At 44.4% G+C, this 16,010-nt stretch carries 17 protein-coding genes; 7 read left to right on the top strand and 10 right to left on the bottom strand.

Translation table 11 applies throughout. The features are described from left to right. Positions 1-223 precede the first annotated feature (223 nt). A complete protein-coding gene (locus QUA02_RS11140) occupies positions 224-547 on the bottom strand; it encodes a TMEM14 family protein (protein WP_333027531.1) in 324 nt (107 codons plus the stop codon). A 126-nt stretch (positions 548-673) separates the two neighbouring features. Between QUA02_RS11140 and QUA02_RS11135 the strand changes: the two genes are divergently transcribed. The 4 genes from QUA02_RS11135 to QUA02_RS11120 all read left to right on the top strand — a co-directional run bounded on the left by QUA02_RS11135 (position 674) and on the right by QUA02_RS11120 (position 4,439). Next, positions 674-1,978, top strand: a complete 1,305-nt coding sequence (locus QUA02_RS11135; RefSeq protein ID WP_333027530.1) for an ATP-binding protein — start codon at positions 674-676, stop codon at positions 1,976-1,978. Positions 1,979-2,215: 237 nt separating this feature from the next. Beyond that, positions 2,216-2,662, top strand: a complete 447-nt coding sequence (locus QUA02_RS11130; RefSeq protein ID WP_333027527.1) for a tellurite resistance TerB family protein — start codon at positions 2,216-2,218, stop codon at positions 2,660-2,662. A gap of 153 nt (positions 2,663-2,815) precedes the next feature. Further along, entirely contained in the window at positions 2,816-3,235 is a 420-nt protein-coding gene (locus QUA02_RS11125) for an acyl-CoA thioesterase (RefSeq protein ID WP_333027524.1), read from the top strand. A 232-nt stretch (positions 3,236-3,467) separates the two neighbouring features. Next, positions 3,468-4,439, top strand: coding sequence for a putative 2-dehydropantoate 2-reductase (locus QUA02_RS11120; RefSeq protein WP_333027521.1), 972 nt, complete (start codon positions 3,468-3,470; stop codon positions 4,437-4,439). A 115-nt stretch (positions 4,440-4,554) separates the two neighbouring features. Here the strand turns inward: QUA02_RS11120 and QUA02_RS11115 are convergent, their stop codons facing one another. The 6 genes from QUA02_RS11115 to menA all read right to left on the bottom strand — a co-directional run bounded on the left by QUA02_RS11115 (position 4,555) and on the right by menA (position 9,777). Continuing rightward, entirely contained in the window at positions 4,555-5,988 is a 1,434-nt protein-coding gene (locus tag QUA02_RS11115) for a 2-succinylbenzoate--CoA ligase (RefSeq protein ID WP_333027520.1), read from the bottom strand. Positions 5,989-6,064: 76 nt separating this feature from the next. After that, on the bottom strand, positions 6,065-7,099 hold the full coding sequence (locus QUA02_RS11110; RefSeq protein ID WP_333027518.1) for an o-succinylbenzoate synthase: 1,035 nt from the start codon (positions 7,097-7,099) through the stop codon (positions 6,065-6,067). Positions 7,100-7,251: 152 nt separating this feature from the next. Next, positions 7,252-8,052: a 2-succinyl-6-hydroxy-2,4-cyclohexadiene-1-carboxylate synthase gene (gene menH / locus QUA02_RS11105; RefSeq protein WP_333027516.1), complete on the bottom strand. Its 801-nt coding sequence runs from the start codon at positions 8,050-8,052 to the stop codon at positions 7,252-7,254. Between the two features lie 27 nt (positions 8,053-8,079). Further along, on the bottom strand, positions 8,080-8,487 hold the full coding sequence (locus tag QUA02_RS11100; RefSeq protein ID WP_333027514.1) for a retropepsin-like aspartic protease family protein: 408 nt from the start codon (positions 8,485-8,487) through the stop codon (positions 8,080-8,082). Positions 8,488-8,492: 5 nt separating this feature from the next. After that, positions 8,493-8,738 (bottom strand): hypothetical protein, encoded by a 246-nt coding sequence (locus tag QUA02_RS11095; protein WP_333027512.1) that lies wholly within the window; start codon positions 8,736-8,738, stop codon positions 8,493-8,495. 142 nt (positions 8,739-8,880) lie between these two features. Further along, on the bottom strand, positions 8,881-9,777 hold the full coding sequence (menA, locus tag QUA02_RS11090; protein WP_333027510.1) for a 2-carboxy-1,4-naphthoquinone phytyltransferase: 897 nt from the start codon (positions 9,775-9,777) through the stop codon (positions 8,881-8,883). Between the two features lie 381 nt (positions 9,778-10,158). Here menA and QUA02_RS11085 point away from each other — a divergent pair, with 381 nt between their 5' ends. Beyond that, complete coding sequence (locus QUA02_RS11085; RefSeq protein WP_333027508.1) at positions 10,159-11,595, top strand: isochorismate synthase; 1,437 nt, start codon at positions 10,159-10,161, stop codon at positions 11,593-11,595. Between the two features lie 70 nt (positions 11,596-11,665). On the opposite strand, the gene QUA02_RS11080 is transcribed toward QUA02_RS11085, so the two are convergent. Beyond that, the gene (locus tag QUA02_RS11080; RefSeq protein ID WP_333027507.1) at positions 11,666-11,965 is read right to left on the bottom strand and encodes an antibiotic biosynthesis monooxygenase family protein; all 300 of its coding nucleotides are present in this window, start codon (positions 11,963-11,965) and stop codon (positions 11,666-11,668) included. 73 nt (positions 11,966-12,038) lie between these two features. Between QUA02_RS11080 and menD the strand changes: the two genes are divergently transcribed. Beyond that, positions 12,039-14,024, top strand: a complete 1,986-nt coding sequence (gene menD, locus QUA02_RS11075; protein WP_333027506.1) for a 2-succinyl-5-enolpyruvyl-6-hydroxy-3-cyclohexene-1-carboxylic-acid synthase — start codon at positions 12,039-12,041, stop codon at positions 14,022-14,024. Positions 14,025-14,137: 113 nt separating this feature from the next. Here menD and grxC read toward each other — a convergent pair whose 3' ends face one another. Then, complete coding sequence (gene grxC, locus QUA02_RS11070) at positions 14,138-14,452, bottom strand: glutaredoxin 3 (RefSeq protein WP_333027503.1); 315 nt, start codon at positions 14,450-14,452, stop codon at positions 14,138-14,140. A 264-nt stretch (positions 14,453-14,716) separates the two neighbouring features. Here grxC and QUA02_RS11065 point away from each other — a divergent pair, with 264 nt between their 5' ends. Next, complete coding sequence (locus QUA02_RS11065) at positions 14,717-14,932, top strand: hypothetical protein (RefSeq protein ID WP_333027501.1); 216 nt, start codon at positions 14,717-14,719, stop codon at positions 14,930-14,932. A 173-nt stretch (positions 14,933-15,105) separates the two neighbouring features. On the opposite strand, the gene QUA02_RS11060 is transcribed toward QUA02_RS11065, so the two are convergent. Further along, positions 15,106-15,981 (bottom strand): helix-turn-helix transcriptional regulator, encoded by an 876-nt coding sequence (locus QUA02_RS11060; RefSeq protein ID WP_333027498.1) that lies wholly within the window; start codon positions 15,979-15,981, stop codon positions 15,106-15,108. Between the last annotated feature and the right edge of the window lie 29 nt (positions 15,982-16,010).

The raw sequence follows: 16,010 nt of genomic DNA, 5'->3' as shown, positions 1-16,010 counted from the left end.
TATCATTCCGGTTCAACCGGAATTGATATGATTCCTGATAATTATATTAATTATTAAAAGTCGCATATCCCCGCACCGGAGACGGCAATGCCGCCTCCCTACTCGCGTACTTTTCAGAATTGGTATAAGTCAGGGAAATAAAAAATTAGACCTTAGTTCAAGCTGCCACTAAAGGCTGTGGAGTCAATCTAAAATCTAAAATCTCAAAGCTAAAATCGAATGATTATTGATATTGACCGCTGATTTCGTAAACGATCGCGCCCAAAGATGCCAAACTAGCTAGAATCAGCATCCCGGCCGGCATGAACTTGCGAGTTTTTACAAGCCGTAAAATAAAAACTACTACTAAAACAGCGGAGATGGCTGCTGCTAATGTTAAACCCCAACTTTGTCCCATGAGTTGTGCGGTGCCGGCAAAAATTAGCAGCGAACCGCTAATCAGGCCAGAAATGAGCGAGGCTTGGCTTTTGGCCTTGATGTAACCCATGATGCCGCCAACCAGTGTTAAAATGCCGTAGCCGATCGCCGCTGCTGTACCTAAATTCATTTTTAATCCTCAAATTTTCACTCTTTGCATCTAAATTTATACAGCGCGACCTGCAATTCCGGTCACAAATTGTTAGAAAATTTATTAAACCCAGTCAGAATATCTAACTGTTATACAATTGCCATTATGTCAGCCCTAACTTCTAGTGCGATCGCCCAAATCCGTTACCTCCAGCGCCTCGCAGCATCCCTGCTGCTGTATCAATCGGTTCTCAAAAGCCCCGCAGGTCAAGCTTTTCTCGATTTGCTGCAAGCTCTCCACCACAGCGAAGTCAGCGGTTTGGACTGTCAGGTAGCTTACGGGAACTGGTTCAAAGTTCAGGCTGCTAAAAATCAGAGCTGGAAAGATTCTCTGATTTCCGAAATTCTCAAAGACGAAAACCCCTTTTCTCGCCGAGCTCAGCAAACAGATTTTGCGAGTTTGCCCCCCGCTTTGGTGGAGGCCGCCCGACATGATTTACAAGTGCTGCAAAATATTTACGAATGCAGCAGCGATGAGTTGAGCAAGTGGGTGCGGGTAGCGGGTCAACTTGTCGCTGTGCCTCCGATTTGGCATTCAGAAAGTGAAGCAGAACACGGAGATTTGCCGCTGCACGGGAAATTGGAAAAATGGTCTAGCGCTGCGGAATCTTTGGCAGTTTATTACCGACAGTTTGGCACGGGTTTGTTTGCCGAATATCGCGCTTTTGGGTGGCGGGGAGGGCAGTTGGCGAGTATTTCGCATCCCGATCGCATAAATTTGAAAGAGTTGGTTTGCTGCGATTGGCAGCGGGATGCTCTGGTGAAAAATACGGAGTTTTTGCTGGCAGGCTATCCGGCTTTGCACGTCTTGCTGTACGGGAGCCGCGGTTCGGGGAAGTCTTCTTTGGTGAAGTCGCTGTTAAATGAATTTAGCGATCGCAATCTGCGCTTGATTGAAGTATCTAAATCTGATTTGCAAGATTTGCCGCTAATTGTCGAACAGTTGCGGGGAGTTCCTCAAAAGTTTATTATTTTTGTGGATGACCTATCTTTTGAGGAAGATGATGAGGCTTTTAAATCCTTGAAAGTGGTTTTAGAGGGAAATGTCACCGCCCGACCTCAAAATGTAGTTGTTTACGCCACATCTAACAGGCGACATTTAATTCGAGAGTTTTTTGACGACAGGCCCCGCCCCCGCGACGGGGATGAAGTTCACGCTTGGGATACTGTGCAGGAAAAACTTTCATTTAGCGATCGATTTGGCTTGACTTTAACTTTTGAACCGGCAGATCAAAACACTTATTTAAAAATTGTCAGACATCTGGCAGAACTTGCTGGAATCAAACTCGCTGCTGAGGATTTGGATCACCGCGCTAAAGAATGGGCAACTCGCCGCAACGGTCGATCGGGCAGGACTGCGCGGCAGTTTGTTGATTTCCTGAAAGCAGATTTAGCCCTTTTTGACAAGTAGATCGGCTGCGATCGAGGGCGGGTTTTAGCCGATATATGGGAAGGCAATTCAGGAGATGAATAAACCCGCCATTGCCGCGCCGAAGGGCGAAATAAAAATTCTTAATTTTTTCATAATTTTATTGATAATAAATAACTAACAAGATTTGATATAATTGTCGAAATCCCCAAAGAAACCTCCCGAGCCAGAACCCATCCTGACTCCATGAATCCACCACTAAATAATGAGGAAAATATCATGGGTTTATTTGATAAAGTATCGCGTACTCGCCAACAAACCGACGTAGCGTTAGGGCCGGCCGAAGCATTTGCGGCGATCGCGCTAATTGCCGTAGCAGCCGACGGTTACATCAATGACAGCGAAAGTAAAGCGATTAGCATGACGCTATCTCGGATGCAACTGTTCCGCAGCTATCCCGATGACGTGATGAGAAAAATGCTCGATCGCCTGCTGATGATTCTGCAACGGCAAGGAGTTGACGTACTGTTTAATGCGGCTTTGGCAACGCTTCCCGACGAACTTAAAGAAACAGTTTTTGCTGTGACAACTGATATCGCTTTAGCAGATGGCGAGGTTTCAGAAGAAGAAGAAGAACTGTTGAACGATCTTTACGGTGCATTGGGGCTTTCCGAAGATGTTGCCCTCAAGATTATAGACGTGATGTTGATTAAGAACAAAGGTTAAGAAATCAGGGGAAGGAGTGAGGAGGGCGAGTTTTACAATATAAGAAATTAGCGCCTACTTACTTAGCTGATAACTTCTCCAAAAGTGCGGGTTTACGGATATGATGGTTGGTAAAATTCAGATCCAATTTGCGATCGCCCGCTACTACCTCAAATGTCTTTCACTTACACCCGCACTGTTCGCTTTCAAGATACCGATGCTGCCGGAGTCGTTTACTTTGCTAACGTTTTGGCGATGTGCCACGAAGCTTACGAGGCATCTCTAGCAGCATCGGGAATCAATCTCAAAGCCTTTTTCAGCAATCCCGAGGTTGCCTTTCCCATAATTCATGCTAGTGTAGATTTTTATCGCCCAATGTTTGCGGGCGATCGGCTGATGATTCAATTGACGCCCAAACAGGTTGCTGGCGATGAATTTGAAATTGCCTATCAAGTATTTTTGGCGGCGGAGGAACTTGCAGGAAGAAGCGCTGCTAAAGCTCTGACTAAGCACGTCTGCATCGATGCAGTTAGCCGAAATAGAAAACAGCTATCTGAAGACTTGATGCAGTGGATGAGGAAATTTGAGATTTGAGATTTCAGATTAGTTCTATCTTTAAAGAATAGCAGGGAATGACAGTCAGTCGATTTTAGATTTTAGATTTTAGATTTTAGATTTTAGATTTACTTGCAGCATTGAATCTGGGAGTTTCAACTTTGGTCTAAAGTTTTGGACCGATCGCGACTTAAGTACGTGGCACGGTATCCGTTTTTGAGCGGGGTCTAATTTCTTTTAGGTTGAGAATTTTTTCGGAGTTTTTGATATTATGTCAAATCGCAATTATGCCATCGTCGGCACGGGAGCTTTAGGGGGATTCTACGGTGCTAGACTGCAACAAGCAGGTTTAGAAGTCAATTTTTTGCTTCGCAGTGATTACGATCGCGTCAAAAAACACGGTTTGATTGTCGAGTCTCCCGAAGGCGACTTCACCCTCCCCCACGTCCGCGCCTACCGCGACGCGCACAAAATGCCTCAGTGCGACGTAGTAATTGTAGCGCTGAAAACAACTCAAAATCACTTGTTGCCCAAAATTTTGCCTCCTTTATTAAAGGATAACGGCGCGGTTTTAGTATTGCAAAACGGATTGAATACAGAACCGGAAGTAGCTAAAATTGTCGGTGCAGAACGAGTGGTTGGCGGTCTGTGTTTTCTCTGTTCTTATAAAGTTGGGCCAGGTCACATCTGCCACCTAGATTACGGCACTATCACGCTGGGAGAATATGCCCAAGACTACAAAGCAATCGGTATTACTAATAGAATGCACCAAATTGCTGGGGATTTTAAACTTGCTAATATCCATATTAAAATGAGCGAAGATTTGTTATTATCAAGGTGGAAAAAGCTGGTTTGGAATATTCCTTATAACGGGCTGTCTGTAGTGTTGGATGCAAGAACTGACCAACTGATGGCTAATCCCGATACTCGGATTTTAGTTGAGGAAATCATGGGGGAAGTGATAGCCGGAGCCAAAAGTGGCGATCGCATTATTCCCGATGACTTTATCCCACATATGCTCGAATACACTGAGAAAATGAAGCCTTACCGCACGAGCATGAAAATCGATTACGATGAATCGCGACCCCTGGAAGTTGAGGCGATTTTTGGTAATCCGATACGGGTGGCTGAACAAGCAGGTATTAAGTTGGGGCAAATAGAGGTACTTTACCGAATGTTGAAGTTTGTGGATGTTCAAAGGCAAGAAGCAGAGAGGAGGAGAAGGCTGTTAGGTTTGTCGTAATTAGTCAGTTGACTGTCAACAGTTAACTGTTAACTGTTGACAGTTGACAGTTGTCAGGAGTCAGAAATAAGCATGAAAAATTCTGCCTTCTGCATTGATTGCGATCGCCTAATAATTATTGATATTTTAGCCCAATTTCTTGCAATTGTTCTCGATTGACTTTGCCTTGAGAATTGCGCGGCAATTGTTCGACGATTACCCAATATTTCGGTCGCTTAAACTTGCTCAACTTATCTTCTATTGCCGCTTGCAGATTTTTGACAGTAACTTCGGCATTAGCGGGAACGTAGATAGCCGTGACGACTTGACCCCAATTTTTGTCTGGCAAGCCAATTACAGCAACATCCGCAACTAAATTAGTCGATCGCACAACGGCTTCAACTTCCGCCGGAAATACATTTTCTCCGCCTGTGATAATTTTGTCGCTGCTGCGTCCGACGATATTTAAGCAGTTATTTTTATCAAAAAATCCCAGATCGTCTAATTGGAAATATTCGCGATCGGCAAAATTTTCAGGATAATAACCCAACGCCAAAGATTTAGCATTTACCGCAATATTTCCTATCTGATTATCGCACAAAATATCGCCTTTTGCACTGCGAATAGTTATTTGAGCGTGCGGTAAAGTTTGACCGGAACTGTTATTGCCTGCGAGAAAATCTTCGGGTTTTAGTGTAGCAATTTGCGAGGCAGTTTCTGTCATGCCGTAACTGGGGGCTAATTTGATTTGATAATTTCTAGCTGTTTCTAAAAGTTCCGGCCAAGCGGGAGCACCGCCCAAAAGTACAGCACGAAACCGTCCAAGCCAATTAGCTGTATCTGGGTTTTGCAGCAGCCGTTGCAGTTGAGTTGGAACTAAAGAAATGAAAAATTCTTCGGGTTCGATATTGCATTTTTCGCCAGCTTCCAGTGCTTTGAACGACCCTATTGCCAGTTTTCCAGCCGTCGTAAACGATCGCATGAATTGCATTAAACCGCTGACGTGGTATAAGGGCAAAACGCAGAACGAGTTGATTTTGTCAACTTGAAAATATTGTTGAAAACCTTGTACTGATGCTGTTAGCGTTTCCCAAGTGTGGATTGCAAAACGGATTTTTCCCGACGAACCGCCGGTGGAAATCATAATAGTATCAAAACCGTTTTTACCGGGGGAATAGAATTCGGGCGAATGGAATTCGCTTCTACACGAACGAAGTCCGCCTTCGCGGACTGGGATATGGGGATTGTTGGGAAGCGGGTATTGTCCTAAAAATATGTCTGGTTGGACTAAATCAAAGACTTGTTGCCATTCTTGTTTTACCCAGTTAGGATTGCAGAGAAAAATCGGGCATTTGGCGGCACGGGCGGCGGTGAAACTGGCAAGAAATTGCACGGGTTCGGGTTCTGCGAGGCAAATTTTTGGGGGTTTTTCCTGTACTTGATTTTGGGTGATTTCTTGAAATAGCCGATCGACAATTCGGGCAAATTCGCGACTGTCACAACCGATAAGCCAATTATCGGGCAAGCGATCCGCGAGATCCAGAATATTTACTGTTAGATTTGTTGCCATAGATGCTTTCACCAAGTTTCTCGATTCAAAACAATTACCTAACCTGCCTGATTGAGTCGTGGGAGTAATCTAAAATCTAAAATCTAAAATCTAAAATCGAATGATTGTCGTCGAACCAGCAATCGGTGCCGAAACCGAGTGCTCTCTTATTTAAAGATAATTCTGTTGCTAAATTTAATGCTGCTTGTCTGCCGATTTCGGTTTCAAATACTGATGAGAAAACAGCGTCTATATTGTGAGTTTGACAAAATGTTCGCAGTTGGGATGGAGAACCGCAGATCGCAGGTTTAATGACGAAAATGCCCCGCCAGCCTTGGCTGTAGCACTCTTGGATGCGATCGAGGTTGGCGGCGGATTCGTCTAGGGCGATCGGAGTTGCATAAATAGCATTCAATTCTACCATTTCCTGAAACTGTGTTACAGGCAGCGGCTGTTCCAAAAATTCAATGTCTGCGGAAAAATCGGGAGTTGCTTTTACCTTGTCGCAAGCTTCCAGCCATGTTTTAGCCTGCGAGTAACTGAGTCCCCCGTTGGCATCTAGCCGCAAAAATGCCGGTTGTCGATCGCACAAATTGTGCATTGCCTTAATTAGCTGCTGAAAAATCTTTAATTCTCGTTCAATTGCAGCAACGCCAATCTTCCATTTAAACGTGCGATATCCCTCTAACCAAAGCACTTGCAAAGCCTGCAAAGCTGTTTCTCCTGCTGGCAATAAACCGCTGAACCGATTTTTTTCTTCCTCATTCCCAGCCTGTATCCAGGGAACTTTGAGAATATTTCTTGTCCCCCCCTTATTAAGGGGGGTTAGGGGGGATCTAGAGTTTGATAGTGCCGACTCAAAGCCAAATTGACAAGCAGGCAATTCAGCGGAAATAGCGAAAATCATCTCTCCTGAAAGATTAGCTGGCAACGAGTTACAAAAATCTAAAGCTTGCTCAAAACTTTCGGAACCAAACCAACTCAAAGGAGCAATTTCTCCCCAACCAATTCGACCATTTTCGCCAACAATTCGCAGGATAATTCCTTCGCGAATATCCCAAATGCCGTGACTTGTTTGCAGTGGACGCTTAAACTTTCGCTGATAAGTGCGAAACTCGAATTGATAAAGCATTTTTTTAAATCATAAAATTATCTCAGTTTATCAATTGTAAGGTGCGCATTGCGCACCCGATCGTTACAGAATGTGCGCGTTGTTGTTACATAGGATTAAAGAATGTGCGCAGTGCGCACCCTACAACATTGATATTTTTTGTGCAAGTCTTATTAATCATAAAATTCTCTCACAAGTGCGACAAACTGATCGAGATTTTCCAAATGGATGTTGTGACCAGCTTTTGGTACAATTTCCAGACTAGAGGCCGGACACAAGCTGGCAATTTCTGTATTTATAGTTGTAAATTTATCATCATATTCTCCCGCTAGCAAGAGGATGGGGATTTGATTTTGTGGGAGTTTTTCCCAGAGAGAGGGCTGGTTGCCGGTTCCTATGTTGCGGAGGGATTTGGCTAATTCTAAGGGATTATTTGCTAAGCGGGTTTCTATGAGTTTGTCGAAGTTGGGAGAGTTTTTTAAAGATTTGAATAAAGGGCGATCGTACCAGTTTAATAAAAAATCTTTAATGTTGCTATTTTCCAGGTTTTGTGCTATCTGTGAATCGGCTTGCAGGCGGCGCGCTCGCTCTTTTTCTGTCTTCAATCCCGGAGAAGCTGACTCTAACACTACTTTCTCGAATCTTTCAGGAAAATGTAATGTCATGTACAGTGCCAATCGCCCGCCCATTGAATAGCCCAACAACAAACATTTGTCTATTTGTAAATCATTTAATAACTCTATCAATGCTTGGGCTGTATTTGGCATATTGTAGCAACTTTCGTCGCCGATCACTATGGTTTCTCCGTGACCGGGAAGGTCAACTGCTAGACAGCAATAACTTTTAGAAAGTAAGGAAATGATGGGATTAAAGTCTTGACAATCGCAGGTAAAACCGTGGAGTAATAAAATTATTGGCTGATTTTTGTGGCCCGTTAAGGAATAGTGAAATTGATATTTTTTAAAGTTATCCATATACAATTATTACTATAAGTGCCGTATTTACTGAAATCTAATTTCCGCATCGCTAACAGAGATGATGGCCTGAAAACGAGTTAGAAAGTCCATACCAATAAGACCATCTATACGAAGATTTGGCGGTATATCGTGGGCAACTATGTCAAATTTTTCTATTAGTTGACCCACGCAATTAAACCAAGATACATTAATTACAGGAGCATAAATTCTTCCTTGACCAGTAACTAATTCTTGCCTGCGTAAAGGATTGCGTGTATCGTAACCCAGATTTTGTAATACTTGAACTGGCAATATTGTGAAGCTATATCCCGTATCTACCAATAAACGCACCCGCACAAAATCGCCCCCTTCTCTACTGCCAACAGTTGCTGGCACGGCTAGCAAATTTTGTCCATAACGCAACAAGCGGTAAACTTTCTGATAAGCTGGCATTTTCGTTACAACATCACTGCTATGTTATCAGGTATCGAGCCAGTATACTCTATTGCGACAGATTTTCCATCCCTTAATGAAAGCTTACTGTAAATTTCATCGCGTTCTGTTGCATGGGCTAAAACTTCACCTCGAATCACGTTTAATTCTTCATCTAATTCAGGATTGACGATGAGTACCCACTCATCAGGATATAGGCTAAAAATTTCTTCTAAACTCATAATTTGACCGATTTCAGTTTGCGTACTCATGCTTTGATTCTCCTTTTTTACGATTCAATATGAGGTACGGATTGCTGAATTAAAGAAGATTTTGAGAAGTCACCCAACTCTGCCAACTCCCTCAACTTAGCAAACCATACCTCCATTTTACCGAAATTCCCGATCGCCCGATCTACAAAGCAAACCCCAACGCCAGCAGCAATCCGCTCGAAAAATGCAGCGTGACTGCGATAAACTTAGAGTTGCTGACCTTTGCCGGTTGGTCGTGATAGTCTGTGACATGGCGGCAAAGGTCGATCGCAAATGACACACTCCCAAAAATCAACAGCGTCCAAATTGGGAACATTCCCAAAGTCACAAATAGCACAGTCAAAGCATAAACGCTGCCGCACAACCACTGCAACAACTGAGCACCTTTTTTCGTACCGAGTCGAACAATCGGCGATTTTTTGCCTGCAGCCAAATCGTCCTCAACTTGGTGAAAATGGGAACAAAATAAGATGATACTCGTAGTAATTCCCACGATTGCCGAAGCCGCAAAATTAGTAGCAGACCAAGTTTGAGTTTGACTGTAATAAGCAGCGGCGAAGGCTAGCGGTCCGAAGGTGAAAAAGCAGATGATTTCCCCTAAACCCTGATAGCCAAGACGAAATGGAGGCCCTTGATAAGTGTAGCCGAGAGCACAGGACAAAACTACCAGCAAAATTACTGTTGGGTCTTTTTGCCACCAGCTTATGGCGCAGATTCCCGACACTCCGACTGCTAAAAACAGATTTGCCAGCCCGAAAATTAAAGCTTTATTTCCGGTTAAGTTAACTAGGGAATGCGCTTTGTTTTTATCGATTCCTGTTTCTGAGTCAAACACATCATTGCTGAGATTCAGCCATGCTATAATCAAAATGGCTGAAATTAAAAATGTCGAAAAATTTGACGAATTAATCGTTTGATTTTCGGCAAAAGCAATTGCAGTTCCTACTGAAATAGGAATCACCGCAACGCTGTACATGGGCGGCTTGATTGCCGCCAGCCACAATTTACTATTTGGACGTTCAATTAACTTTGTTGTCATCACACAAACTTGATTCAATTGATAGCAGCTTAGTAATTTTACAATTCTTGGTGAAGAAAGTGTACTCTGTATCCGGTTGAGTGCGCGGGGGGCATCCATTGAGAGGCTTTGCGGGCGATCGCACGCCCGGTAATGCCCGTCTGCAAACCTCTGCGGGGTCGATCGCCTTGTGTCGAGATTTAGCCGCTCAATCTTAAAGTTTTATGTCTAAATGTTTCGATCGATCGCGCGATAGTCTGTTTTCTGCCCCAAGCGAGCTCAAACTTTCCGGGAAACTCGAAAGGTCATGTTTTGCGATCGCCCTCCCGTGCTTAGATCGAAATAGGGGTTCTAGCGGGACAAAACCGCACTCTTTCTGACAAATCTGCTATTCTCGCTTTCATGACAGTAATACCGCACCGCGCTAATCTTTTACAAGACCGCAATCAACTGCATCAGTTTCTGTTAGATTGCCAGCAGTCTTTAACCGAAAAAGATCAAACAAAAATAGTTAGTATTTCTCAGGAGATTGCCCCCGTCGATCCGCTAGCTGTACTGCAAGATATTTCCGAACCTTGTCAGCGGCACTTTTATTTTGAAAAAAGAGACCCAATTGGCGGCAAAAGTTTTGCGATCGCAGCCCTTGATTCGGCAATCCATCTCACAGTAGCAGGAACCGATCGGTTTGCCTTAGCTCAAAATTTTATTCGTTCAACACTTGCCAATACAATTACCATTGGTGCCGAACGCTTGCCATTTAGCGGGCCTCACTTTTTTTGTAGTTTTGCTTTTTTTGATGAGAACCTTGCCCCTAATTCTTACTTTCCACCCGCTACCATATTTTTACCCAAATGGCAAATTACTCGACAAAAAGATAGCTGCATTCTAGTTGCGAATGCGCTAGTAGAAAAAGATATAAACGTAAAAAAAATAGCCGAAAATATCTGGCAAACATTTGATAAAATTGCCTCTCGTAAATACCCAAAATTAACTACTGCGCTCGACCGTTCGAGATATTTGAAACAACAAATCCCCGTCAATGATGCCAGTCAATTTAAAACATCAGTAAAATCGGCTTTAGAATTGATAAAATCTCAATATTTTAGTAAAATTGTTTTATCCCAAGCAATCAATGTAATTTCTCAAACCCCTTTCAGTTTGATAGATTCCTTAAACAACTTGCGCCTTAGCTATCCAGATTGCTATGTATTTTCAACCAGTAACGGCAAAGGTCAAAAATTTATCGGTGCCAGTCCAGAACGCTTAATTAGCATTCACAACAATCAGTTATCAACAGATGCTTTAGCAGGTTCAGCACCGAGGGGGAAAACTGAAGCAGAAGATGCGAAACTAGCCCAGGGATTGCTAGAGAGTGAGAAGGATATTCGAGAACATCGAGTTGTAATTGACTTTATTGTCGATCGCCTGTCTCAACTCGGCATAACCCCCAATTTTTCCCCAATTCCCAGACTGCTGCAACTATCAAACATTCAGCATTTGTGGACGCCGATAACGGCTCGAATTCCCGCAGATATTCATTTATTAAAGATTTTAGCTCAACTGCATCCAACCCCAGCGGTAGCGGGCGTGCCGAGAGATATTGCCCTAGAACAAATTCGCCGCTGCGAAAGCTGCGATCGCTCTTTGTACGCAGCACCCCTGGGCTGGATCGATCGCACCGGCAACGGCGAATTTGCCGTCGGCATTCGATCGGCATTAATCGACGGCGATCGGGCTATACTGTATGCTGGAGCCGGTATTGTCGCCGGTTCGGAACCAGAGAAAGAACTAGCAGAAATTCAGCTCAAATTGCAGGCACTTTTAAATGCTTTAGTCTAATTCAGCTAATTTATATGTAGTAAGGTGTGCAAGGCGCACCCTACAAATAGGGCTTCTGCGTCCAGGACTATTAATGTTTAATTTTTACCTCCTCAAAATGTTCTACTATGGGAAAAGGATCGTAAAAATGGTGAAGCATTCTTTTCCACTCTTGATATTCAGGAGAACTCCTAAATCTAATTGTATGAGCTTCTAAATTTTCCCATCTAACCAATAATAGATATTTTCCTTTAACTTCTGTGCAGCGATGAAGTTCGTGAGATAAATATCCATCTATAGATGCTATCAGACGGGAGGCTTCTTTAAAAGCGATCTCAAAATCACCCTCACAGCCAGATTTAACATTAAGCACAACCGCCTCAAGAATCATAAAAATGTATCCTGACAATTATTTGGGTATAATATCATAGCACAATACAGAGTTGAGATACTCAGATTTAGCAATGCCTATAGATTTCCGCAATACAAATACCCTCTGGTCTTCGATATTAGCAGAGACTTTGCAGCGTCTGGGATTAACTACCGCCGTCATTTGTCCAGGTTCGCGATCGGCACCGCTAACAATAGCCTTTGCTCAAAACAAAAAAATAGAAACTATTCCCATACTTGACGAACGTTCAGCCAGTTTTTTTGCATTAGGAATTGCCAAAAAAGCATATTTGCCAACCGCACTAATTTGCACATCTGGAACCGCCGCAGCCAACTTTTATCCGGCGATAATAGAAGCCAGAGAAAGTCGAATTCCCCTGCTAATATTCACCGCCGATCGACCTCCAGAATTGCGGGACTGTCACGCCGGACAAGCGATCGACCAAGTGAAAATATACGGCAATTATCCCAACTGGCAAGCCGAATTAGCTATACCTTCTGCGTCCAGAGGAATGCTAGACTATCTGCGGCAGACGATCGCGTATGCTTGGGAGCGATCGCAATTTCCAACACCCGGCCCCGTTCACCTCAACATCCCCTTTCGCGACCCGCTTGTACCCGTTCCCGACATAGCTGTAGAAGTTTTAGAAACACAATTTAATCCCGAAGAATTCTTTGCAGGATTAGAACCCATTTTCGCAGGAGAAAGCTCTACCCCCCCCAGCCCCCCCTTGTTAAGGGGGGGAGAAGAAAGTACAATGCAACAATGGCAGAAGTGCGATCGAGGGATTATTATTGCAGGCGTTGCACAGCCTCAATTTCCCGAAAAATACTGTAGTGCGATCGCCCAAATTTCCCAACTATTAAACTGGCCAGTTTTAGCAGAAGGATTGTCCCCACTCAGAAACCACGCCCAACTCAATCCTTATCTAATTTCCACCTACGATTTAATCCTGCGGAACCGCGAACTAGCAGATAAATTAACCCCAGAAATCGCCATTCAAATCGGAGACTTACCCACAAGCAAAGAACTGCGAAACTGGCTAGATAAAACCCAACCCAAACGCTACATAATCGACCCCAGCCACCACAATTTCGATCCCCTACACGGCAAAACAATTCACCTGCGAACCTCCGTAGAAAATCTCGCAACTAATCTCGCAACTATATTAACTCTTGTCCCCCCCCTTATTAAGGGGGGGTTAGGGGGGGATCGATCCCCTGCTACCACTGCTATTTCCCCTCAAATCCCTCCCCTGAACAATGGGGAATCAACTCTTGTCCCCCCCCTTATTAAGGGGGGGTTAGGGGGGGATCAAGCCACTGCTGCCACTGCTATCTCCCGTCCAGTCCCCCCCCTTAGCAAGGGGGGGTTAGGGGGGGTTCTAACCTCGCCATCAAACGAATATCTCCAACTTTGGCACAACACCGAAATCCAAGTCAGACAAACAATAGACCAAAAAATATCAGCAATTAACAACATAATCGAACCCAAAGTTTCCTGGCTGCTTTCCCAAATTTTGCCACCCGGAACACCGATATTTATTGCTAACAGTATGCCCGTCCGAGATGTTGAGTTTTTCTGGAAGCCGAACAACTTAGAAATAAAACCTTTTGTCAATCGCGGCGCTAACGGCATAGACGGCACATTGTCAACAGCTTTAGGAGTGGCTCACTGCTATCAAAGCAGTATTTTATTAACAGGTGATTTAACACTTTTGCACGATACGAACGGTTTTTTAATTAAAAATAAATTTATAGGTCATCTGACAATTATATTAATCAATAACAACGGTGGCGGGATTTTTGAAATGTTGCCCGTTGCCAAATTTGACCCACCCTTTGAAGAGTTTTTTGCCACGCCGCAGCATATCAATTTTGCTCAGTTGTGTGCAACTTACGGCGTGGAACACGAGATAATAGACGATTGGGAACAGTTCAAACAAAAATTAAGTTTTTTGCCAAATAGCGGGATTCGCGTCTTAGAATTGCAAACAGACAGGCGATCGGATGCTAAATGGCGGCAAGATAATCTAAGTAAATTTGCCAAAGGTTTGTAGTAAGGACTTTAGTTAATAAGCGGGAGGGCAAGATGCCCGCCCCACAAGCAGAAAATTCACTCTTCGCTTCACAGGCATCTTGCCTGTTCCGGGAAATGGTGCAATATCTCAGTTTAAACTGCTGGTTGAGCTAGCAGCGGATCTAACTGTCCTTCTGTATCAAGTTTGTGAATGTCATCGCAGCCGCCTACGTGTTGGTTATTAATGAAAATTTGGGGTACGCTGCGGCGTCCGTTAGCGCGATCGGCCATTGCATTTCTAGCCGCTTCATCGCCATCAATTTTGTATTCCGTGAAATTTACGCCTTTCCACCACAGCAAAGTTTTGGCGCGGATGCAGTAGGGACAGGTTTGCCAAGTATAGATTTCCACATTGGCTTTGATGCGATCGGGCTTGCGGCCCAAGAGAGGATTGAGAAAATCAAGCATTTTGGGTACTGGGGTAAAAATTAAACGGGTTGAGGGATTAACGATCATTTTAGCGAAATGCCGTCAGCCCCGCGTCCTACCCAAAGGTTAGGGTGGGATAGAATTGCCCGCCGCCACCTGTGGCGCTGTGATTGCCGTCACATATTGACTCTACTCGGATCACTTACGTACACCCAAAATAATCACGTTCGGAACCTCATTAATATCACCGATCTTTTCGGGAAACCACGGGATGATGAACATATCGAATTCAACCGCACTGCCATGAACCCCGTACAACTCCTCCCCGGCGCTATCTCTGAAATCCTCGCTTCTGTAAGCGACACAGGTGTTTTGACATTGGCCGATCGCTACGGGTTGATGGCCGCCACCTTCGACGAGTCGCTGAATGACGAAGACAGAGGCTGTGTCAACCGCTTGCTGCGGGCGGTGATCAGAGGCCGAGTGAAAATGGTCAACGAACTTTCAGCAGCATTCTAATCGGGATTTGAAGTTTTGTTCTGAAGGCAAGGTAAGTCAGCGGTAGATAAAAATAGTGGAAACTCAGGCAGGAGTTGAAACAGCGGTAATTTGAATTCGATTTAAAGTTTTCTCCTCTAACTCAACAACGGTTTTTTTCTCAAAGCAGCCTGTACGGGCTGCTTTTTTTTGATTTAATCGCGGATTTCCAGGTTGTACTGGCGGCAGAGGTCGATCAGTTCTTGTTGGAAGCGATCGCGCACATTCTGGGGCGAGACAATCACGCAGTCTTTGCCGTACCGAAACACCTCTCGAATCAACCAAAAGGGATTAGAGAGGCGCCGCACAACTTGTCGCACCTTGGTTTTTCCCTCTCCTAAGACTTCATCCTGAATATCCTTGTCCACTCTGCGTTCATAGGCTTTGATCAGTCCGCCCCGAAAGTGTAAGTACACTACTAGATAATCTAAGCCTTCGCACCGCCAGTGTCCACTTATAGGGACGATCGCTTTGATGTTGTCGAAGCGCAGACAGCGGTTGTGGATGAGTTCGGGAAAGTCGGGATTTTTGATGTCATCAGTCTCTTCGCACCAGATGTTGAGGTAGAAGCGTTTTTCTTCAAAAGACACCTCGGCGTATCGCACGGTGTACTCTAAGTCCTCTCCTTGGTTATTGCGGTAGAGGAGGTGAAATGGCTGTTGAGCCTTCCTGAGCTGATCGACGCGGGGCCGCCATCCCTCGCTGGGTTGACTAACCAGTTGCAGAATTGATTGACGCAGGGGAGCATCAAGGTTGCCCCGATCTAACATTAATGCTGCCAGGACTTCCGCGTCTCGAAGATGGCCTGAATCAACAAGGAGTTTAGCAGCTTGCTGCAAGGCTGCGACTTCGGTGGAGTTGAGGGTGAAGGGTTCACCAACTTCTAACTTGTGCTGGGCGATCGCCACCAGCAACCCAGATACGCTGGGATTTTTGCCCCAGAAGATGCCGAGGCGAAGGGCGATCGCCTCTAGCTGTTCTTTGGTTTCCGGCGGGACTGAAAGGGTGAGTGCTTCTTTTTTTCGCGACATTTGTTAAATATACTTGCACTTTTGAATAA

The sequence above is a fragment of the Microcoleus pseudofavosus SVA1_A4 genome (assembly GCF_036700565.1).
GTDB lineage: Bacteria > Cyanobacteriota > Cyanobacteriia > Cyanobacteriales > Microcoleaceae > Microcoleus.
This window is presented reverse-complemented; position numbering and strand designations above follow the sequence as displayed.

Coding starts and splice junctions, on each gene's coding strand:
- QUA02_RS11140 (WP_333027531.1), bottom strand. CDS start 547: ATGAATTTAGGTACAGCAGCGGCGATCGGCTACGGCATTTTAACACTG.
- QUA02_RS11135 (WP_333027530.1), top strand. CDS start 674: ATGTCAGCCCTAACTTCTAGTGCGATCGCCCAAATCCGTTACCTCCAG.
- QUA02_RS11130 (WP_333027527.1), top strand. CDS start 2,216: ATGGGTTTATTTGATAAAGTATCGCGTACTCGCCAACAAACCGACGTA.
- QUA02_RS11125 (WP_333027524.1), top strand. CDS start 2,816: ATGTCTTTCACTTACACCCGCACTGTTCGCTTTCAAGATACCGATGCT.
- QUA02_RS11120 (WP_333027521.1), top strand. CDS start 3,468: ATGTCAAATCGCAATTATGCCATCGTCGGCACGGGAGCTTTAGGGGGA.
- QUA02_RS11115 (WP_333027520.1), bottom strand. CDS start 5,988: ATGGCAACAAATCTAACAGTAAATATTCTGGATCTCGCGGATCGCTTG.
- QUA02_RS11110 (WP_333027518.1), bottom strand. CDS start 7,099: ATGCTTTATCAATTCGAGTTTCGCACTTATCAGCGAAAGTTTAAGCGT.
- menH (WP_333027516.1), bottom strand. CDS start 8,052: ATGGATAACTTTAAAAAATATCAATTTCACTATTCCTTAACGGGCCAC.
- QUA02_RS11100 (WP_333027514.1), bottom strand. CDS start 8,487: ATGCCAGCTTATCAGAAAGTTTACCGCTTGTTGCGTTATGGACAAAAT.
- QUA02_RS11095 (WP_333027512.1), bottom strand. CDS start 8,738: ATGAGTACGCAAACTGAAATCGGTCAAATTATGAGTTTAGAAGAAATT.
- menA (WP_333027510.1), bottom strand. CDS start 9,777: ATGACAACAAAGTTAATTGAACGTCCAAATAGTAAATTGTGGCTGGCG.
- QUA02_RS11085 (WP_333027508.1), top strand. CDS start 10,159: ATGACAGTAATACCGCACCGCGCTAATCTTTTACAAGACCGCAATCAA.
- QUA02_RS11080 (WP_333027507.1), bottom strand. CDS start 11,965: ATGATTCTTGAGGCGGTTGTGCTTAATGTTAAATCTGGCTGTGAGGGT.
- menD (WP_333027506.1), top strand. CDS start 12,039: ATGCCTATAGATTTCCGCAATACAAATACCCTCTGGTCTTCGATATTA.
- grxC (WP_333027503.1), bottom strand. CDS start 14,452: ATGCTTGATTTTCTCAATCCTCTCTTGGGCCGCAAGCCCGATCGCATC.
- QUA02_RS11065 (WP_333027501.1), top strand. CDS start 14,717: ATGAACCCCGTACAACTCCTCCCCGGCGCTATCTCTGAAATCCTCGCT.
- QUA02_RS11060 (WP_333027498.1), bottom strand. CDS start 15,981: ATGTCGCGAAAAAAAGAAGCACTCACCCTTTCAGTCCCGCCGGAAACC.